The following is a 19,259-nucleotide window of genomic DNA, read 5'->3' on the forward strand; positions in this document are numbered from 1 at the left end:
TGTAGAACTAGTATGACGCTGATAGATCATTATAATTAGACTTTACTTTGTAATGGAAACCGTTAAGTCATTTAAGGAAAGGCTGAGCAATGAAGGGAGTAATGGCTCTATCAATGAGAAAAGAAAAAGTAGAACGTGGCTTAGCCGATTCTAAAGAACTGTATGGGATGCGGTATTATCGTATGCGAGAAAAAAACATCCATGGCAAGATTTATTAATCGCTTCTTATCCGAGAACGTAAAGAAGACTCTCCTTCACCTATCCAGGGGTTAGATAAGTGGAAGACGCCTTTTTCACATAAAGGAAAGATGAATACTGCAAGACTCCTATCGGAAAAACGGGCAATCTGAGCCTCCTGAGTAACGGTTTTATGAAGGTGGCCCGGGGTTCATCCGCGGAAAGCGAGCAGTATTCGTTTGACTGTAAACAACAAAAAAGCTTGTAGGAAAACCAAGGGGTTTCTCTACAAGCTGACCAGAGCAAGCTGGTGTGTTTCAGGAATCGATATAATGCTTCATTTCCTCTAGAATTTTCTTTTCCAAACGGGATACTTGAACTTGGGAAATGCCTAACCGTTCAGCAACTTCGGATTGTGTTTGATCTTTATAATAACGCAAATAAACAATTAATCTTTCTCTTTCACTAAGCACTCGAATCGCTTCCTGCAAGGTCAGTTTTTCAAACCACTTCGTATCCTGATCTGAAATTTGATCTAATAATGTAATTGGATCCCCATCGTTTTCAAAAACGGTTTCATGTATAGATTGGGGAGATTTTGCAGCCTCTTGTGCATGGACTACTTCTTCTGCAGAAATATCTAACGCTTCAGCTATTTCATGTACAGTTGGCGATCTGTCTAATTGTTTAGTTAATTCATCTTTCTTCTTACGAATACGATTCCCCGTTTCTTTTAGTGAACGACTAACTTTAATGGTGCCGTCATCGCGAATAAATCGTTGAATTTCTCCAATAATCATCGGAACTGCGTAGGTAGAAAAGCGCACATCATAAGATAAATCAAATTTATCTATCGATTTGATTAGCCCGATACTTCCTATCTGAAACAAATCATCCGGGTCATATCCTCTGTTAATAAAACGTTGAACAACAGACCAGACGAGACGCATATTTTTTTCCACTAATATATCTCTTGCGGCTTTATCACCTTGTTGACTTTTTTCAATTAGTTGTTTTACTTCTTCATCTGTTAATGTCTCGGCTTTATTGTTCCCTTTTACATTAACATTCATTGACATATTCCCTCATGATGAGCACACCGTTTTAGCTTTTGTTAATTGTTTTGTCATATGCACGGTTGTACCTTTACCAGGATGGGATATAACCTCTACCGTGTCCATGAAGTTTTCGATGATTGTAAATCCCATTCCAGAGCGTTCCAGCTCTGGCTTGGAAGTATATAACGGCTGACGTGCTTCATCTAAATTAGCAATTCCGACACCATTATCTTTAATTGTCAACTCTACTTCTGCATCCATAATAGAGCATGTAATCGTAACTTCGTGATGAGATTCATTATTGTATGCATGAATAATACAATTGGTTACAGCCTCTGAGACAACTGTTTTAATCTCGGTTAGCTCGTCCATTGTTGGATCTAATTGGCTGACAAAAGCTGCAACTGTTACCCTAGCAAAAGCTTCATTTTCACTGACACTAGAAAATGTAACCGTCATTTCATTTTTCACGATGCCACCCCCAATGTTTCTAAAGCAAATCGTTCATTCTCCTCCAAACGAACAATTTTGAAGAGACCTGACATTTCAAATAGTCGTTTAACTGATGGAGAAATTGAACAAACAACCATTTCTCCACCAAGCTGCAATACTTCTTTATATCTGCCAAGGACTACTCCAAGACCTGAACTATCCATAAATGTCATTTCTTCTAAGTTCAAAACAACGTGTTTTACCTTATGCTTATCCATTACTTTTTTCCATTTCTTACGCAAAAATTCTGCTTCATGGTGATCCAACTCTCCAGAAAGCCTTACAATGAGTACATCTTCTTTAACAGCAAATGTTGAGTTCAGCCCCATTTCCTTTCCTCCTATGCTTTACTTACTGTAATTACCTGTTTCTCCATACAATAGGCTAATTCCTGCAAGTTGACAAAAGAAGAAGAAATCCCTTAAAAATAGAATTAATTATTCATTTTTCGCCAATGTTTGCCATGTGCGTTTCCATAGTGTTAAAAAGGATGCTTGCTGAATAGGCTCTTCTACGGTTAGAGCACTTTTTGACAAAATGGTATCCCCATTTTTGACGATCAATTCTCCAACCTTTTCACCACGTTTGACCGGAAGATTTAAATCTTTGACTAAGCGAATATCTGTCGTAATTTTATCGGTTGATTCTCCACGGCGATACAATGTACTTATCGACTCAGAGGCAACAACATCTGTAATTTTATTTTCTGCTTTCAAAAGATTCAGTTCCGTGATCTTATCCCCTTTTTTAAATAGCTTTTTTGTCTGGAAATGATTAAAAGCATAATCTAACATTTGTGATATTTGTGCATTTCTCTCTTTTGTAGAATCTGCTCCCATTACAACCGCAATAACACGCATATCATCTTTTTCAGCAGTTGCTGTTAAACAATATTTCGCTTCACTTGTATAGCCAGTTTTTAAACCATCTACCCCTGGATAAAATTTCACTAAACGGTTTGTATTTACTAGCCAAAACTCATTTTCTTTCCCTTTGCGTAAATAATCTTCATAAATAGACGTATACGTTGTAACGGATTCATGTTTTAACAGTTCTTTAGACATAATCGCCATATCATAAGCTGTACTGTAATGATCATCTGCAGGAAGTCCTGTTGAATTTTGAAACTTTGTATTTTTTAGTTGCAGTTCCTTTGCCTTTTCATTCATTTTTTTAACAAAAGCTTGCTCACTTCCAGCAATTCGTTCTGCCAAAGCAACACTTGCATCATTTCCTGAAGCAACTGCAATTCCTTTTAGTAAATCTTCAACGCTCATCTCCTCCCCAGCCTCTAAAAATATTTGTGATCCTCCCATTGAAGCAGCGCGTTCGCTAATACGTAATTTTTCATCCAGTTTTAACTTTCCTTCTTCCAATGCTTCCATAATTAATAGTAGTGTCATTATTTTAGTCATACTTGCTGGTGAAAGCTTTTCATGTTCATTTTTATTAAATAATATTTTTCCTGTATCCCGTTCAATTAAAATGGCAGATTTAGCATCGACAGTTAAGCTTTTAGCATCGGTATTTTCTTCTGCTCTAGCACTTACTGGTAACATGATGTTTACAAGTAAAAAGAAGACCATACCTGCTGCGAATAGACGTTTCTTCATCCTTTTTCCCTCCAATGGCTTGTATGTATTGTCGTCCGCTGTTTTTTATAAAAGTTATTCTATATAGTGAAACTTCATTCAGTAGGAGTTTGCTTCCATTTCCTACTGAATGTTAGTAGAACGAATCGGGCATTTAGGTGACGTTTATCCCTTTTCGACTTCTTCGTATTCCATAATTCTTGAAGCGGATCTTACGGCACCTTACATGCGGGATAAAACACTTATCTTAAAAATGCAGTACATTTCATTTTTTGATGGTTTACACAAAGAAGTGAAACGCTAGTGTATCGCATTTGTAAGAACCTAATTCGTTAAATGAATAAGGAAAGCTTTTTGGATCAACACTACTTATAAACAGTTTTTAGAACGAGTTTATACCACTTCTTATGAACAGGAATGAAAGAACTTCAACTGGATGGTTGAAAATTACATTCCTTCGGTAAAGAAAAGCAGAATACACAAATAAGTTTGTTTTTCCTGCACGTTAAACTTTCTTTCCAGACGACATACATCTAGCTTATCCATTTCATGTTTTTCTTATACTATCGATTTATAGGAGTTGGAGAATTTACTAATATGAAGGAAGATTGGAAGTATCCAAATAAGTGAGATAGATCTAGAGGTTTTTAAGTGAACAAAGTGATGCTTGCATGAAAAAGGACGAAAAAGAATTTATATTTTTTCATTAGAAAAACTTGGCTTATCGGCAAATCTTTATGGCGAAAGCTATCGTTTTTCTTATACGATAAAGTGAAACTTCATTCCGTGGAATGCTTTTTACACGGAATGTTAGTACCACAAGGGTATGACCTAAAGGCCCTTGAACGAATCGGGCATTTAGGTGCCGTTTTCTCCAACTTTGATTCTTTTGTATCAATTCAGGTCTTGAAGTGGGAAACTTACGGCACCTTACATGCGGGATAAAGCCTAAAGTTTTATGCTTTCCTATAGTACTTAAAAAAACTCCTTTGAAAGAATCCGTTATAAAATAACGCTTCTTTAAAGGAGTCCGTTCATTTAAGTTAAGCAGTTGTTATAATATCATGGATTAATGTTGGTGCAGTAACATCGTCTCTAGAGATAGAAATACTGTTATATAACTTTTCCTTCACTTCATCTAGATTTTCAGAATTAGCATAGATCGTAAGTAATGACTCTCCTTCATTAACTTTATCACCTATTTTCTTATGCAACACCATTCCTACTGCTAAATCAATCTCAGCATCCTTAGTTGCTCTACCAGCACCTAACATCATCGCTGCTGTGCCGATATCATCAGCTACGATTTCAGCTATGGTACCTGATGATTTAGCTGGTAATTCAATTTGGTAGGAAGCTTGTGGAAGCTTTTCCGGGTTATCTACCACGGAGGCGTCCCCACCTTGTGATTCAAGAAAGACTTTAAACTGCTGTAATGCTTTGCCATTATGAAGATTTGCTTCTAATTTAGCTCTCGCTTCATCAATCGATTCTGCTTGTTTAGCTAATACAACCATTTGACTTCCTAAAGTGAGACAAAGTTCGGTTAAATCTTTAGGACCACTTCCACGTAATGTTTCAATAGCTTCACTAACTTCTAACGCATTTCCAATCGCATTACCAAGTGGCTGACTCATATCAGAAATAACTGCCATTGTATTTCTGCCAACTTTATTTCCAATCGCAACCATTGCTGTAGCTAATTCTTTTGCTTCATCTAATTTTTTCATAAATGCTCCGGCACCTGTTTTTACATCAAGTACAATGGCATCTGCACCAGAAGCAATTTTTTTACTCATAATCGAACTAGCAATTAACGGAATGGAATTAACGGTCGCCGTAACATCACGTAAACCATATATTTTTTTATCTGCTGGAGTTAAATTGCCCGATTGCCCAACAACTGCTACTTTATTTTTGTTTACCAAATCAATAAATTCATCATTGGAAATTTCAACATGAAACCCTGGTACAGATTCAAGCTTGTCAATCGTACCACCTGTATGCCCTAATCCTCTACCACTCATTTTAGCTACGGGAACACCGACAGAAGCTACTAATGGTGCTAAAATTAATGTTGTTGTATCACCAACACCGCCGGTTGAATGCTTATCGACTTTAATTCCGTTAATCTTTGACAGGTCAATCTGATCTCCAGATTCAACCATTGCTTGTGTAAGCTGAGCGCGTTCTTCATGATTCATATCTTGAAAATAAATAGCCATTAATAGTGCACTTACTTGATAATCAGGAATTTCATTTTTGGTATAGCCATCAATAAAAAATTTAATTTCATCCTTCGTTAATGCATGCCCATCGCGTTTTTTTTCAATAATGTCATACATACGCATAATATCACTCTACCTTTCAGGAATGGTCTCAATTACTTTTTTAACAAATTGCAAAAATGATTCTTTAACTTGTTCCGTAGTTTCGATTACTTCCTCATGGGTAAGTGGCTGATCAAGGATCCCTGCAGCCATATTTGAAATACAAGAAACTCCTAATACATCCATTCCAGCATGTGCGGCTACTATAACTTCTGGAACTGTTGACATACCAACTGCATCACCGCCTAACATACGCAACATACGAACTTCAGCTGGTGTCTCATATACAGGTCCTGTATTTCCAACATAGACCCCTTTTTGAATCGATAAGTTAATTTGCTCAGCACATGCTTCTGCGTGTTGAATAAGATTTTTCGCATAGACGTTAGATATGTCTGGAAAGCGGACACCTAAGCGATCATCATTTTTACCGATCAATGGATTGTCTCCCATATTATTAATGTGATCGGTAATAATCATTAGATCCCCTGGTTTGAAATTTTCATTTATCCCTCCGGCAGCATTTGTAACGACTAATGTTTCTATACCAAGCTCTTTTAAAACGCGGACAGGAAATGTAACTTGTTGCATAGAATAGCCTTCATAATAATGAAAGCGCCCTTGCATAGCAATAACATGCTTTCCTTTTAATAAGCCGGCTACTAATTGCCCCTTATGACCAGCTACAGTAGAAACCGGGAAATTAGGTACTTCACTATAAGGGATAGTAATGGCGTCTTCAATTTCCTCAGCTAATACGCCTAATCCCGAACCAAGAATTAAGCCAATTTGTGGTCTGTTCTTTAATTTCTTCTCTATAAAAGAACTCGCTTGTTTAATTGACTGTTGATCCATATTGATTCTCCTCCTTAAGATTGGATATCGTTTAGAAAACTTGTACCATGTTTTGGCATCGGAATATCAAAGTTATCTGCAATGGTTGCTCCTATATCAGCAAATGTTTTACGGATTGGCAGTTCTTTTCCTTCTTCAATGCCATTGTAGTATACAAGTAGTGGAACATATTCTCGTGTATGATCTGTCCCATGATGGGTTGGATCATTACCGTGATCGGCAGTAATAATAAGTAAATCGTCATCCTGTAACTCATTTAACACCTCTGGAAGGCGAGCATCATATGCCTCTAAAGCTTCTGCATAACCATCCGGATCACGTCGATGTCCATATTTAGCATCAAAATCAACCAAATTTACGAAGCTAATACCTGTAAAATCTTTTTTCATTGATTCCACTAATTTTGTCATTCCATCATCATTATCTTTCGTGCGAATTGCTTCAGTAACCCCTTCTCCATCATAAATATCAGAAATTTTCCCTAGAGCAATCACATCAAATTTATTGTCTTTTAACTCATTCATCACTGTTTTTCCAAATGGCTTTAATGCATAGTCATGACGGTTTGGTGTTCGCTCAAATGCACCTGGTTTACCGATAAATGGGCGAGCGATTACACGACCAACCATATATTTTTCATCTAAAGTCAATTCTCTAGCAATTTCGCATATACGATACAATTCTTCAACTGGGATAATTTCTTCATGTGCAGCAATTTGTAATACGGAATCAGCAGAAGTATAAACGATTAATGCGCCGGTTTCCATATGCTCCTCGCCCAATTCTTCAATAATTTTTGTACCTGACGCAGGCTTATTACCAATCACCTTCCGACCGGTTCGTTCTTCCAACTGTTGAATTAACTCTTCAGGAAAACCGTCCGGAAAAGTTCGAAACGGTTGTTCAATGTGTAACCCCATAATTTCCCAGTGCCCTGTCATCGTATCTTTACCATTTGATGCCTCTTGCATTTTTGTATAAAATGCCTTAGGAGAAGCTGCTTTTTCAATTCCAGGGATTTCCCGAATGTTACTTAATCCTAAGCTGCCCATAGTTAGCATATGAAGTCCATTTCGATGTTTTGCAATAGACCCAAGCGTATCTGCCCCCTTATCATTAAATTGCTCCGCATCAGGAGCTTCTCCTATCCCAACTGAATCCATGACGATAAGAAAAACACGCTTAAATTTTTTCATGTTATTACCTCCTTGTTATACTATTACTATGTTCCCAAATTTGACCAGAAGTATGTCTTCATTTACTAGTTGTAGGATGTCAGACAACACTAATCAAAAAAATTATGCTCTTGGATGAAAATGTTTATAAACATCCTTTAATCGCGACTTTGTTACATGGGTATAAATTTGTGTCGTTGAAATATCAACATGTCCCAGCATTTCCTGAACAAGCCGCAAGTCTGCACCATTTTCTAACAAATGTGTAGCAAAGGAATGCCGCAATGTATGTGGTGTAATCGTTTTTGTTATCCCTGCCTCTTGCGCTCTTTTCTTCAATATTTTCCAAAACCCTTGTCGTGTGAGCGGTTTACCATGCTGATTGACAAATAAAATTTGATTATCGGTCTGTTGTTTAATTAATTTTCCTCTAGCTTGCTGTAAATAAGTTTCGATTGCTTTAGCCGCTATATTACCAATTGGGACAATCCGTTCTTTAGCACCTTTACCGACACATTGAACAAATCCCATCGTCAAGTGGAGATCCGTGATTTTTAAGGTAATCATCTCGGTTACTCGTAATCCCGTTGCATAAAGCAATTCAAACATTGCTTTATTTCGAATATGTAAAGGGCTATTTCCTGAAATATTTAAAAGCGCATCCATTTCTTTCACCGATAAAACATCTGGCAGTTTCCTTTCTTTTTTCGGTGTTTCAATATGCAAGCTGGGATCATGAGTCACCGATTGGTCACGGATTAAAAATTGATGAAAAGCTCGTATCGCTGAAATATGGCGTGCGATAGTCGCTGATGATTTATTAGCATCTTTTAAACCATAAAGAAAACCAATAATATCACTCCGCGTTACTTGCTCCCAGTCGTCCTTTTTCACCATTGTTTTTAAATAATCCATATACTGTGTCAAATCTCTACGGTATGATACAAGCGTATTTTCTGCTAGTCCCCGTTCAACCTGTAGATAATTAAAGAAATCTTCTACACTGTCGTTTAACATCCTACTTCTACTCCCCTAAACGGAAAAATAATTGAATGCGGTCAAAAAAACTTAACTCTTCTGTAAAAACCTTCATCGCTGGACCTTCAGGGGTATCATAACGATGATATTGTTCATACTCAGCATGCATCAGGCGAAAACCACAATAAAACAGCCATGTACAAGCTACAAAAATGAAAAACACTTTTATCATGTCTAATAGTAATGATTTCATATCTTTGCCCCTCTATTCCAAAAATTCCTTTGTACAAGATATGCAAGAATAGACAGACAATATACATAGAAAACAAGCTTAATTTAAAAAAAGGGTCATAACTTTGTCTATGAGCCTCATCATAGACTTTTTTACTTACCTGCCAATGATAACTCTAAAAACGGATTAAACTATCATCAATTCTAGTAAATGAAGTTCTATCTTTAATGTAACGTTTTTCGGCAAATTTGTAAAACGTTTTCTATCTAATCCACCAAAAATCTAAAAAATGCTAGCAATGGGCCTACCATTAGAAAAACTTGGCTTATGCCAAGTCTTTATGGCGAAAGCTATTGTTTTTCTTACACGATAAAGTGAAACTTCATTCCGTGGAATGCTTTTTACACGGAATGTTAGCACCACAAGGGTATGACCTAAAGGCCCTGAACCAATCGGGCATTTAGGTGCCGTTTTCTCCCGCTTTGACCCCTTGCACTTAACTCAAGGTTTTGAAGCAGGAATCTTACGGCACCTTACATGCGGGATAAACCCTAAAATTTTATACTTTCCTATAGTATAAAAGACTATATTCTTCATTAAAATAAAAATGCTTCTAGTCTAAGTATCCCATTAACTAGAAGCATTTACCATCGCCGCTTGACATTCCTTACATATACCATGAAATGTGAGTCGGTGATCCTTTACTTTAAATCCCCATTCATCTTGGACAATTTTTTCAACTTCCTCTAACAAATCATCTTCAATTTCTTGAACAGCGCCACATTCAGAACAAACTAAATGGTGGTGGGAATGCTTTGCTCCTTCTTTCCGCAAGTCGTAACGGGAAACACCATCACCAAAATTTATTTTATCAATAATTTTCAACTCTGATAATAATTCTAATGTACGATAAACGGTTGCTAAGCCGATTTCCGGCGCTTTTTCTTTTACAAGTAAATAAACATCCTCAGCACTTAAATGGTCTGTTTCTCTTTCAAGTAACACACGTACTGTTGCTTCACGCTGTGGGGTTAACTTGTAACTTTGGGCATGGAGCTGTTTTTTTATACGATCAATTCGATGTTCCATGGGCAGTTCCCTCCTCATATCCCATCTTAATTATATGCATCGATTAAAACTGTGTCAAAGCATAATAGTATTATTTTGTATTTATAATAATTATAATCTAATCTTTATTATTAGTAAAATGTACGAACAACCCATTGCATTGCCTCATTAGCAACAAACGTTTCCAAGAAAGCCGCAATACACGCAATTGCTATCAAAATAGAAAATAACGTAACATACTTACCAAGGGGTTGAAGTACCGGCTGTGCCATTCGTTTTGTAAATAATTTGCTTAATAAAGTGAGGGAGAAGATCATAGATAGACTACCGGCTATTAAATAAATCGGTATAATTAGGAAGTTTTGTGGTGCAATCGATAATGCTGCTAATAGAAGTCCATCCATACCAAGCTGATTTACAATAAAGCCTACGGAAAATCCTACTACTAAACCTTTAATAAAAATAAGTATCCAAACAAGCGGCAAACCAATTACGGATAAACCTAAAATAAATAAGAGCAATAAATATTTGGTGTGATATAAGAAACTATTTTTAAATATTTCAAGATAATCTGCTTCATGATGATCTTCCAGTTGCTTAAAAAAACGCTCTAAGTAAAAAAACAAATCTTGTTTCTGGATAAAATTCATACTATTAACGAGGATTGCTCCAAAGACAATACCGGTTAAAAATAGAATTACCATAAATAGATAAATGGTAGCATGTTCTTTTATATGATTGATGAAAAGTACTTTATTCTTATGCATTGGAATCCTCCATTCATTATACTGCTATATTAAAAACTATGAAGGATTCCAAATAAAAATACCAAATTTCTATGGAGGTCTATCAAATACTATTGAACAAACTATCTTACTGATCCGTACCTCCCTCCCCCACCCTCACGAATCGTTAATAATCCTTGACGCATATCAATAATAGATTGTGCTAACTTTTCCGGGATAACGTTCATTAGTTCCTCACGGCTTGCTTTATGAATAACATTCATTTCCGTACCAAACTCTTGCAAGAGTTTCGCATATGTTTTTTTGCCTAAACCAGGCAAATAATCTAAAGGGACTTGATACGTGTATGGAGGTCTAGAAACTTTCTGTCCATTTACATCACATAATTCCCTAATCCGGTCACTAACACCTTTGATAATTTTCTTGGAATGACAGAGAGGACAACTCTCCACATCTGTTGAAACACGGTTATAGCAGTTACCGCAAACCGTCGTATAGTATTTACCTAACTTTGGATTCAGTCCATAATTCTTGATAATTCGTCGGCCATTCTGTTTCCTTAACGCCCATAATAGTTCGGTAAAGGACGGAGTTTTCATGTTAATAAGCTGATACTCACGAGCAATTTTTCCTAAGGAATGGGCATCCGAATTTGTAAGATACGTATAATGATGTAATTCTTTAATTTGATCAGCCATATGTGTATCTGAGCTTAATCCTAACTCTATTCCGTCGATTAACAAAGGGGAAAATACTTCGGTTAAAGATTGTTGAACTCCTTTTCCATATAAGCTTTTAAACGGAGTGAATACATGAGCAGGGATAAAAATCCCTGCCAGTTCTTTTACTTTTTGTTGCAGTTCTATACCGGTACCATAAAATCGTTGAGAGCTTAATGTACTATTTTTCATTTTCGTACATAACCAACGAGAAAAAAGACTTATTGTCTGTAATGTTGGAAAATAACATAACACATGAATAGGGCCGTGACAAGCTTCGTCATAAACTTCAATTTCGGATCCAAGCAAGAGGGTTACCTTCTCAAATTGGATACCGCCTTCCGTTAATTCATGTGCAAGACCAAGATCAATCAGTCCTTGAATTTCTTCTAATACCCCAGGTGACTGACAATCAATAACTCCGACGACATCGACACCTTTATTTCTACTAGCTTCTTTTAGAATGGAAGTTAATGTAAGCTTATTCGATGCCGTAATCTTTACTGGGCGGTCATACATATCACGGCCTATATGAATATGTAAATCTGCAACATAAGAATGTAACACGTTTAGCTCATCCCCAATGCATGTAAATAAAGAATCGCATAGTTTGTTTTTGAATCATGAATTCGTTCTTCTTCTACATATTGCTTCGCTTCATCCAATGTTACTTCAACAATCTCAATAAACTCATCATCATCACCCTCAGCCGGTTCATCGACACGTTCCAATTGATCGGTTATATAAATGTACATCAACTCGTTTGCAAACCCTGGAGAGGTGTAAAATGAAGTAACTAAGGAAAGCTCATTCGTTGTATAGCCAGTTTCCTCTTCTAATTCACGAATTGCGGTTGTTTCCGGGTCTTCTCCCGGTTCCAGCTTGCCAGCAGGAATCTCTAATAATGATTTCTCTAGCGGCTTCCGATATTGTTCAACCATCACTATTTTTTTATCTTTCGTAATTGGAATGATTGCCACTGCTCCTGGATGATTAATAATCTCTCGCTTCGCTTGTTTTCCATTAGGTAAAATAACATCATCTACTTGTAAATGAACTACTTTTCCCGAATAAATTTCTTGTGAGTTAATCGTTTTTTCTGCAAATTTTTTCATGCCTATCATCCTTGTTTTAATCATTTTTCACCTTTATTCTACCACAGTTCCAGTTGAAATCGTTGTTTTAACTATGACATCTATTTAAAATAGATGTAGGAGGGATTTGATTTATGAAACGGAATAAATTAGGTAAATCTGACATTTATATTTCACAACTGACTTTGGGATGCATGTCACTAGGAACAGACTTAAAAAAAGCAACATATATCATTGATTACGCCCTTGATCAAGGAATTAATCATTTAGACACAGCTGATTTATACGATTTTGGCAAAAACGAAGAAATTGTCGGTGAAGCGATTAAAGAAAAACGTGATCAGATTGTTTTAACCTCAAAAGTAGGCAATCATTTTAATCAACAGACAAAAACGTGGTTTTGGGATCCATCCAAACAACATATTCACCAAAGTGTAAAGAATAGTTTACAACGGTTACAGACAGATTATCTTGATTTTTATATGCTACATGGAGGAACGATAGAAGATCCTATTGATGAGACGATTGAAGCGTTCGAACAATTAAAGCAGGAAGGATTAATACGTGCTTATGGTATCTCTTCCATCCGGCCAAATGTCATTCGGGAATATATAAAACGTTCTTCGATTGATGGAGTCATGATGCAGTATAGCTTATTGGATCGCCGACCAGAAGAGGAACTACTTGACTTATTATATAAAAATGAAATTAGCGTTTTAGCCCGGGGTTCTTTAGTGAAAGGAATTTTAACTAGTGACGGACTTAATCAAATCGAGGCAAAAGCAAAAGGCGGCTATCTGGATTACTCCCATGATGAACTAAACACTTTACTAAAAAAACTTGCTACAATTGCACCAGCTAATGTAAGCGAGCTGGCACTGCGATATGTGCTTACCAACCCTGCTGTCACTAGCGCTGTGTTTGGTGCAAGCTCGTTAACACAAATAAAAGAAACAATCTCAGGGAAACTTGAACATAAACTATCTGATGACGTTTTTGAACAATTAAAACTGTTAACGAAAGCAAATAGTTATCAGACTCATCGATAAGTTAACCACTATTGATATAGGTAAGCTTCACTCAAGGAATGCTCTTCTCCTTGACTGTTAGCACCGCAGGAGGTATGACCTAAAGGCCTCCTGAACGAATCGGGCATTTAGGTGCCGTTTATCTCTCTTTGACTCTTTTGTATCAATTCAGGACTTGAAGTGGGAAACTTACGGCACCTTACATGCGGGATAAACTAATTAAAACGACTCCTGACGTTATGAAACGTGGAGGGAGTCGTTTTAGATGTTGGTACATTTAATGCAAATTATTTTCTGCTAACAATTGAGTAGAAGAAATAAAGTGAAACTTCCATGAGTGGGAGTTTTCTCTCATCCTCATACAAAGGATCTCAAGCTAAAAGCGCGGGCGTCCTCAAAAAAGGAAACCGCTTTTTCTTCGTGCGATGCTGCTTCAAGGAAGCTTCCTTGTCCTGTCGGCCCGAACTAACCGGACATTTGACTTGCAGTTATCCCCCACCTAGGCTTCTCCGATCCCTCTTACTCTCCGAGATGGGGGCCTTACTGCCAGTTAGATGTGGGATAAATGGATTTAAAATGCCTTCTGGACTTGATAGACGGAACATTCCATTTACAAAGTCTAGCGTCGTACTAGCAGCAAAAAATATCTCCTGCTGTTCCTCAACATAGCTGGCTATAGGATAATTGGATATTTGTTTATATGTGGGATGAATTCGGCTTGTAAATCGAATTGTTGGCAATCCATTTACCCCACACCCACATCCTTCTGTATCGTACCATAATAATAAATAAGGAGATGTTTCAGGCTTTATTTTTATCAGTTCCTCACTTGCTTTTTCAGAAATAATAAGCTCCACTACTTGTAGCCCTCCCCTATTATTTTTTGGAAAATTGGTTTCGTAACAGACGTTCACATAATCCAGGTAATAATTGATAAATTCTACTGCCAATATCCATCCATAATGGTAAGTTAATTTCCCGTTTTCGTACAAATAAACAAGCAGCTACTTTTTTGGCTACGTCATCAGGATTCAGTATATAGCGTGCTACATTTTGCTCATACTTTCCTTCTGGATCTGCTGTACGGAAAAAATTTGTTTTAACAGGACCTAAGTTAACAGCGGTTACGATAATATTACTTGTAGCTAATTCCATTCGCAACCCGTTTGTAAACCCCAATACTGCGTGTTTTGTTGCACCATAAATGGCAGCTTTAGGAGTAGCTACTTTTCCTGCCTGCGAAGCGATGTTAATAATATGTGCATGCTCTTGCTGGAGCAGATAAGGTAACAACTGTTTGGTTACATAGATTAATGCTTCCACATTTAATTGGAACATTTTGGATATCGCTTCTTCGCTAATATGATTAACTTCCGAAAACACACCGACTCCAGCATTATTTATTAGACCGTGAATTGGATTGTGTTCAGAAATAATCGTATGCACTACTTTTTTAGTCATTGGTTTATTGCTCAAATCTACTGGATAAAATGGGGTCAAAACAGCAAATTTTTCATGTAACGAAGTACTGATCTGCTGTAATTTTTCTGTAGATCGTGCCAACAATATAGGGATTCCGCCTTTTTTTGCAATCTGCCAAGCCAAACTTTCCCCTAGACCGCTAGATGCTCCAGTAATAATTATCTTTTTATCTGTCAATATCTGCTGCTTCATAAAAAAGTTTCCCATCTACCATGAATTTAATTACAAGTTGTTTCGATTCCAAATAATCCAGCTGTCCAATCGTTTCTGACATGGTTAAACTAATTTGCTGTTTATATTGTTTGGGAAAAAGCTCGGCGCATATTTCAAATGGCGTTCGTTTTCCCCCATGTTTAATAAGTAATTGATAAACAAAATCCGCTCGTTCCTCTTGTTTTTTTAATCGATTAAAAATCAACTGTCCAGGATTATTTACAGCTTCTCCATGAGATGACAAAATCTTTTTTATCCCTAGATCTGCACATTTTTTTAAATTCTCCCGATATTGGAGCAGTGGTTTTGGCCGATCTTTCATTGGTCTTCCTAATTCCGGCGGCTCTACAATTGGATTGGAGGAAATATGCTTTAAAACATGGTCTCCTCCGATTAACACCTGATCCTGCTCGCGGAAAAATGACAAATGACTCTGGGCATGTCCTTTTGTATCAATAACCTTCCAATCGGGATGCCCCGGTAAGGCATCTCCTTCCGTTAACATGTCGGTTAATTCCCCTTTCCCAACATATTGTAAGGTTGCTTTAAGCTGTTCCAGTGCGGGATAAAATACTTCAGGAATACTACAAGCTTTAAAATACTCCTGAAAAAAATGCAAATAGTGTTCAACATATTGCTCATCCAATGTCAACCAATTATTAACGTTTGGATGTGCCACAATCTTTTCTGCATTAGAAAACTGTTCGATTAAACCAATATGATCTGGGTGGTGATGTGTTAAAATGATCTGCTCGATGTCATTTGGGTGATAGCCAATTTCTTTTAATTGTGAGGTGAAAGCTTCCCAGGAAGCCTTTGTTTTTGCACCGGCATCGATAAGCGATAATGCCTCACCAGCTAACACATATATATGAACATCCCCTACTTCAAAAGGAGTTGGCACTGTTATTCGGCTAATTTTATCCATTACTATAATTCCTCCAACTGAATGTTCATTCATTTTCTATATATTTTACTCCGTTTGTGAACAATTGTCGATAAATTTATCCTTTATCATCGTTCATCCTTCCAACCAACGCCGTATAATATCCCCATTATTACATACCTATTTAGCATTCGGTTGTCATTGATTCACCAAATCGTCCGCTTACGAATAAACTGCTGTCAATAGAGAGACCATTGACTTTTCAATCATTTTCCAACACAATAAATGAAACAGTTTCTATATTATTTTTTATACAGAAACTGTCATTTTCCACTTATTTTCTCAGTTTTAATATCCTAATATAATGGTAAACAGAAGAAAGAAGCATCTCTCTTCTTATTTTTTACGAAGAGGTGAAAAAATGAAACCAAAAATTTACGCCCATCGTGGAGCGAGCAATTACGCACCTGAAAATACGATGCCAGCATTTCAATTGGCATATGATATGAAAACAGACGGCATTGAAACGGACGTGCAATTGACGAAAGACAATGTTCCAGTCCTTATCCATGACGAACATGTTAACCGAACAACAAATAGTATCGGCTATATCAAAGATTTTACGTATCATGAACTAAAGCAACTTGACGCTGGCAGTTGGTTTTCACCAAAGTTCAAAGGAACAACGATTCCAACGTTGGAAGAATTATTGACATGGATAAAGGGTAAGTCAATATATTTAAATATTGAACTGAAAAATAATAAAATAGACTATAAGCATATAGAAGCTATTGTTTATGAACAAATCAAAGCTTATCAGTTAATTAATCGTACGACAATTTCGACATTTAATCCAAACAGTGTTAAACGTCTGGCTGCTCATACCAATTTTAGAGAACTTGCGTTATTAACTTCAAAAAGAATCCGAAACCCAATTCAATTTGTGAAAGAACTTGGAGCTAATGCCATACATGTAAAATATAACCTGGTAAATCCAACGATGGTTACTTTAGCACAGCAACAACATGTAAAGTTGCGGATTTTCACTATCAATCGGCCAGCTCGTATTATTCGTTCCATCAAATATGGGGTTGATGGTATTTTTACGGATGTTCCAGACGTAGCATTATACTATAAGCATCTCCTGTTAGGTAAACAGCAATAGAAGGAGGAAGAACAATGGTTAAATTATTTTCACCCATTACCTTGAAAGGAATAACCTTAAAAAATCGCATCGCCATGTCACCAATGTGCATGTATTCTTGTCCTGATCAAGATGGAATGGTAGCGCCTTTTCACAAAACTCATTATATTTCACGTGCTGTTGGACAAGTGGGCTTAATTATGCTTGAAGCGACTGCTGTAGAACGAGCAGGAAGAATATCACAAGAGGACTTAGGAATTTGGGATGATAAACATATCGAGAGATTAAAACAACTCAATAAAGAAATTCAAAGCTACGGTGCTAAAACCGCCATTCAGCTTGCCCATGCTGGTAGAAAAGCAAAACTTCCTTCCACCATCTATGCTCCATCTGCTGTGAAATATGATGAACAATCCAAGCAGCCAAAAGAGATGACAGAAAACGAGATAAAAACAACCGTTACAGCATTCAAACAGGCTGCTAGTCGTGCTAGAGAGGCAAATTTTGATATAATTGAAATACACGCTGCTCACGGCTATCTCATCAATCAATTTTTATCACCTTTAACGAATTTCCGAACAGATCAGTATGGTGGTACGCGGGAAAATCGATACCGCTTCTTACATGAAATTATTACCGCGATACATACTGTGTGGAAAGGTCCTTTATTTGTTCGCTTATCCACAGATGAATATGTAAGTAACGGTAATACATTAAAAGATATTTTTTATTTTTCTAAACGGTTAAAAGCAGATGGAATTGACCTCATCGATTGTAGTTCTGGTGGAGTTGTACCAGCTAAAATAAACGTCTTCCCCGGTTATCAAGTCAAGCGCTGTGAAAAGATCAAACAAGAAGTAGAGATCCATACTGGTGCAGTTGGGTTAATTACAACCGGGAAACAAGCCGAAGAAATTTTACAAAATGATCGTGCTGATCTTGTATTTATTGGTCGTGCACTACTTAGAAATCCTTACTGGCCCAAAACTGCTGCTGACGAACTAGACTATAATTTACAATCCCCAAAGCAATATGAACGGGGATGGAAATAGCATTGGAGGAATTATTTTGGAATTAATTTTCCTTGGAACAGGAGCCGGTGTTCCTTCCAAAGAGAGAAATGTTTCGGCTTTGGCACTTTCCTTATTACAAGAACAAAACAGCATTTGGTTATTTGATTGCGGGGAAGGAACACAGCACCAAATCCTTCACAGTTCGATTAAGCCAAGAAAAGTTAATAAGATTTTTATTACACATATGCATGGCGATCATATATATGGATTACCCGGCTTTCTTAGCAGCCGTTCCTTTCAAGGAGGAACAACACCTTTAACCATCTATGGACCAAAAGAATTGAAACAGTTTGTGGAAATTAGTTTACAACTTAGTGAAACACATCTGACTTACCCCCTATCCATTGTGGAGGTAGCTGATAAAATGGAACTAAAATTAGATCATTTTACCGTTTATGTCGAATTATTGGATCATGGCATACCAAGCTTTGGTTATCGGATTATCGAAAAAGAGAAACCAGGGGAATTACTCGTTGATAAACTAAAATCACTTGGTATTAAGCCAGGTCCCATCTATCAACAAATTAAAGAAAATGAAACAGTTACCATTCCAAATAAAGGTATCATTTACCGTAAAGACGTTGTTGGTCCGCCTAAACAGGGAAAGATCATTACTATTATTGGAGACACGAGGTATTCACCACGTTTTGTTTCGCTAGCGAGAAATGCTGATGTTCTGGTTCATGAAGCAACCTTTCGTCATGACAAAGAAATGCTTGCACACCAATATTTTCATTCAACGACTTCGCAAGCGGCTAGGTTAGCGTTAGAAAGTAATTGTAAACAACTTATTTTGACGCATATTTCTTCTCGCTATCAACAAGAAGAAAATGATCAGCTTTTACAGGAAGCCACAGTGATATTTCCTAATACAAAGCTGGCCTATGATTTTTCCAAGTTTACGATACATTAACAGG

The 19,259-nt window shown here is 36.9% G+C and carries 21 protein-coding genes; 5 read left to right on the forward strand and 16 right to left on the reverse strand.

The features are described 5' to 3' along the window. Positions 1 to 89 precede the first annotated feature (89 nt). On the forward strand, positions 90 to 218 hold the full coding sequence (locus BN1066_RS21075; RefSeq protein WP_281250297.1) for a hypothetical protein: 129 nt from the start codon (positions 90 to 92) through the stop codon (positions 216 to 218). 276 nt (positions 219 to 494) lie between these two features. Here BN1066_RS21075 and sigF read toward each other — a convergent pair whose 3' ends face one another. The 13 genes from sigF to BN1066_RS17305 form a co-directional block, all read right to left on the reverse strand. Further along, complete coding sequence (gene sigF / locus BN1066_RS17245) at positions 495 to 1,250, reverse strand: RNA polymerase sporulation sigma factor SigF (protein ID WP_077320706.1); 756 nt, start codon at positions 1,248 to 1,250, stop codon at positions 495 to 497. Positions 1,251 to 1,262: 12 nt separating this feature from the next. Then, positions 1,263 to 1,706 (reverse strand): anti-sigma F factor, encoded by a 444-nt coding sequence (gene spoIIAB / locus BN1066_RS17250; RefSeq protein ID WP_077320708.1) that lies wholly within the window; start codon positions 1,704 to 1,706, stop codon positions 1,263 to 1,265. Further along, a complete protein-coding gene (gene spoIIAA, locus BN1066_RS17255; protein WP_077320710.1) occupies positions 1,703 to 2,056 on the reverse strand; it encodes an anti-sigma F factor antagonist in 354 nt (117 codons plus the stop codon). The genes spoIIAB and spoIIAA overlap by 4 nt, the downstream gene beginning before the upstream one ends. A gap of 108 nt (positions 2,057 to 2,164) precedes the next feature. Further along, a complete protein-coding gene (locus BN1066_RS17260; protein ID WP_077320712.1) occupies positions 2,165 to 3,340 on the reverse strand; it encodes a D-alanyl-D-alanine carboxypeptidase family protein in 1,176 nt (391 codons plus the stop codon). A 1,022-nt stretch (positions 3,341 to 4,362) separates the two neighbouring features. After that, a complete protein-coding gene (locus BN1066_RS17265) occupies positions 4,363 to 5,670 on the reverse strand; it encodes a pyrimidine-nucleoside phosphorylase (protein WP_077320714.1) in 1,308 nt (435 codons plus the stop codon). 9 nt (positions 5,671 to 5,679) lie between these two features. Next, positions 5,680 to 6,504 carry a purine-nucleoside phosphorylase gene (locus BN1066_RS17270; RefSeq protein WP_077320716.1) on the reverse strand — a complete coding sequence of 275 codons (825 nt, stop codon included), beginning with the start codon at positions 6,502 to 6,504 and terminating at the stop codon, positions 5,680 to 5,682. A gap of 14 nt (positions 6,505 to 6,518) precedes the next feature. Next, a complete protein-coding gene (gene deoB, locus BN1066_RS17275; protein ID WP_077320718.1) occupies positions 6,519 to 7,700 on the reverse strand; it encodes a phosphopentomutase in 1,182 nt (393 codons plus the stop codon). Between the two features lie 102 nt (positions 7,701 to 7,802). Then, positions 7,803 to 8,696 carry a site-specific tyrosine recombinase XerD gene (xerD, locus tag BN1066_RS17280; RefSeq protein WP_077320720.1) on the reverse strand — a complete coding sequence of 298 codons (894 nt, stop codon included), beginning with the start codon at positions 8,694 to 8,696 and terminating at the stop codon, positions 7,803 to 7,805. 7 nt (positions 8,697 to 8,703) lie between these two features. After that, the gene (locus BN1066_RS17285; RefSeq protein ID WP_077320722.1) at positions 8,704 to 8,910 is read right to left on the reverse strand and encodes a DUF4227 family protein; all 207 of its coding nucleotides are present in this window, start codon (positions 8,908 to 8,910) and stop codon (positions 8,704 to 8,706) included. A gap of 609 nt (positions 8,911 to 9,519) precedes the next feature. Continuing rightward, entirely contained in the window at positions 9,520 to 9,978 is a 459-nt protein-coding gene (fur, locus tag BN1066_RS17290) for a ferric iron uptake transcriptional regulator (RefSeq protein WP_077320724.1), read from the reverse strand. A gap of 110 nt (positions 9,979 to 10,088) precedes the next feature. Further along, a complete protein-coding gene (spoIIM, locus tag BN1066_RS17295; protein ID WP_077320726.1) occupies positions 10,089 to 10,724 on the reverse strand; it encodes a stage II sporulation protein M in 636 nt (211 codons plus the stop codon). 101 nt (positions 10,725 to 10,825) lie between these two features. Continuing rightward, entirely contained in the window at positions 10,826 to 11,989 is a 1,164-nt protein-coding gene (locus tag BN1066_RS17300) for an endonuclease Q family protein (protein WP_245799822.1), read from the reverse strand. Between the two features lie 2 nt (positions 11,990 to 11,991). Continuing rightward, positions 11,992 to 12,537, reverse strand: a complete 546-nt coding sequence (locus BN1066_RS17305; RefSeq protein ID WP_077320728.1) for an NUDIX hydrolase — start codon at positions 12,535 to 12,537, stop codon at positions 11,992 to 11,994. A 113-nt stretch (positions 12,538 to 12,650) separates the two neighbouring features. Here BN1066_RS17305 and BN1066_RS17310 point away from each other — a divergent pair, with 113 nt between their 5' ends. After that, the gene (locus tag BN1066_RS17310; protein ID WP_077320730.1) at positions 12,651 to 13,565 is read left to right on the forward strand and encodes an aldo/keto reductase; all 915 of its coding nucleotides are present in this window, start codon (positions 12,651 to 12,653) and stop codon (positions 13,563 to 13,565) included. Positions 13,566 to 14,032: 467 nt separating this feature from the next. On the opposite strand, the gene BN1066_RS17315 is transcribed toward BN1066_RS17310, so the two are convergent. The 3 genes from BN1066_RS17315 to BN1066_RS17325 are packed head-to-tail and all read right to left on the reverse strand — an operon-like array spanning position 14,033 to position 16,167. After that, positions 14,033 to 14,401 carry an iron-sulfur cluster biosynthesis family protein gene (locus tag BN1066_RS17315; RefSeq protein WP_077320732.1) on the reverse strand — a complete coding sequence of 123 codons (369 nt, stop codon included), beginning with the start codon at positions 14,399 to 14,401 and terminating at the stop codon, positions 14,033 to 14,035. A gap of 19 nt (positions 14,402 to 14,420) precedes the next feature. Then, positions 14,421 to 15,218, reverse strand: coding sequence for an SDR family NAD(P)-dependent oxidoreductase (locus tag BN1066_RS17320; RefSeq protein ID WP_077320734.1), 798 nt, complete (start codon positions 15,216 to 15,218; stop codon positions 14,421 to 14,423). After that, entirely contained in the window at positions 15,193 to 16,167 is a 975-nt protein-coding gene (locus tag BN1066_RS17325) for an MBL fold metallo-hydrolase (RefSeq protein ID WP_245799823.1), read from the reverse strand. The genes BN1066_RS17320 and BN1066_RS17325 overlap by 26 nt, the downstream gene beginning before the upstream one ends. 379 nt (positions 16,168 to 16,546) lie before the next feature. Between BN1066_RS17325 and BN1066_RS17330 the strand changes: the two genes are divergently transcribed. Genes BN1066_RS17330 through rnz form a run of 3 tightly spaced genes read left to right on the forward strand, consistent with a single transcriptional unit; the run spans position 16,547 to position 19,255 of the window. Next, on the forward strand, positions 16,547 to 17,290 hold the full coding sequence (locus BN1066_RS17330; protein ID WP_077320736.1) for a glycerophosphodiester phosphodiesterase: 744 nt from the start codon (positions 16,547 to 16,549) through the stop codon (positions 17,288 to 17,290). A 14-nt stretch (positions 17,291 to 17,304) separates the two neighbouring features. Further along, on the forward strand, positions 17,305 to 18,321 hold the full coding sequence (namA, locus tag BN1066_RS17335) for an NADPH dehydrogenase NamA (protein ID WP_077320738.1): 1,017 nt from the start codon (positions 17,305 to 17,307) through the stop codon (positions 18,319 to 18,321). Between the two features lie 16 nt (positions 18,322 to 18,337). After that, the gene (gene rnz / locus BN1066_RS17340; RefSeq protein WP_077320740.1) at positions 18,338 to 19,255 is read left to right on the forward strand and encodes a ribonuclease Z; all 918 of its coding nucleotides are present in this window, start codon (positions 18,338 to 18,340) and stop codon (positions 19,253 to 19,255) included. Positions 19,256 to 19,259: the final 4 nt, after the last annotated feature.

The organism is Virgibacillus proomii, from assembly GCF_900162615.1.
Taxonomy (GTDB): Bacteria; Bacillota; Bacilli; order Bacillales; family Amphibacillaceae; genus Virgibacillus; species Virgibacillus proomii.

What these genes read in the sequence shown, in the direction of transcription:
- deoB (WP_077320718.1), bottom strand. Translation starts at nt 7,700, where the DNA reads ATGAAAAAATTTAAGCGTGTTTTTCTTATCGTCATGGATTCAGTTGGG.
- BN1066_RS17260 (WP_077320712.1), bottom strand. Translation starts at nt 3,340, where the DNA reads ATGAAGAAACGTCTATTCGCAGCAGGTATGGTCTTCTTTTTACTTGTA.
- spoIIAA (WP_077320710.1), bottom strand. Translation starts at nt 2,056, where the DNA reads ATGGGGCTGAACTCAACATTTGCTGTTAAAGAAGATGTACTCATTGTA.
- fur (WP_077320724.1), bottom strand. Translation starts at nt 9,978, where the DNA reads ATGGAACATCGAATTGATCGTATAAAAAAACAGCTCCATGCCCAAAGT.
- BN1066_RS17330 (WP_077320736.1), top strand. Translation starts at nt 16,547, where the DNA reads ATGAAACCAAAAATTTACGCCCATCGTGGAGCGAGCAATTACGCACCT.
- sigF (WP_077320706.1), bottom strand. Translation starts at nt 1,250, where the DNA reads ATGAATGTTAATGTAAAAGGGAACAATAAAGCCGAGACATTAACAGAT.
- BN1066_RS17285 (WP_077320722.1), bottom strand. Translation starts at nt 8,910, where the DNA reads ATGAAATCATTACTATTAGACATGATAAAAGTGTTTTTCATTTTTGTA.
- namA (WP_077320738.1), top strand. Translation starts at nt 17,305, where the DNA reads ATGGTTAAATTATTTTCACCCATTACCTTGAAAGGAATAACCTTAAAA.
- BN1066_RS17310 (WP_077320730.1), top strand. Translation starts at nt 12,651, where the DNA reads ATGAAACGGAATAAATTAGGTAAATCTGACATTTATATTTCACAACTG.
- BN1066_RS17265 (WP_077320714.1), bottom strand. Translation starts at nt 5,670, where the DNA reads ATGCGTATGTATGACATTATTGAAAAAAAACGCGATGGGCATGCATTA.
- BN1066_RS21075 (WP_281250297.1), top strand. Translation starts at nt 90, where the DNA reads ATGAAGGGAGTAATGGCTCTATCAATGAGAAAAGAAAAAGTAGAACGT.
- BN1066_RS17320 (WP_077320734.1), bottom strand. Translation starts at nt 15,218, where the DNA reads ATGAAGCAGCAGATATTGACAGATAAAAAGATAATTATTACTGGAGCA.
- xerD (WP_077320720.1), bottom strand. Translation starts at nt 8,696, where the DNA reads ATGTTAAACGACAGTGTAGAAGATTTCTTTAATTATCTACAGGTTGAA.
- BN1066_RS17325 (WP_245799823.1), bottom strand. Translation starts at nt 16,167, where the DNA reads ATGGATAAAATTAGCCGAATAACAGTGCCAACTCCTTTTGAAGTAGGG.
- spoIIM (WP_077320726.1), bottom strand. Translation starts at nt 10,724, where the DNA reads ATGCATAAGAATAAAGTACTTTTCATCAATCATATAAAAGAACATGCT.
- BN1066_RS17305 (WP_077320728.1), bottom strand. Translation starts at nt 12,537, where the DNA reads ATGAAAAAATTTGCAGAAAAAACGATTAACTCACAAGAAATTTATTCG.
- BN1066_RS17270 (WP_077320716.1), bottom strand. Translation starts at nt 6,504, where the DNA reads ATGGATCAACAGTCAATTAAACAAGCGAGTTCTTTTATAGAGAAGAAA.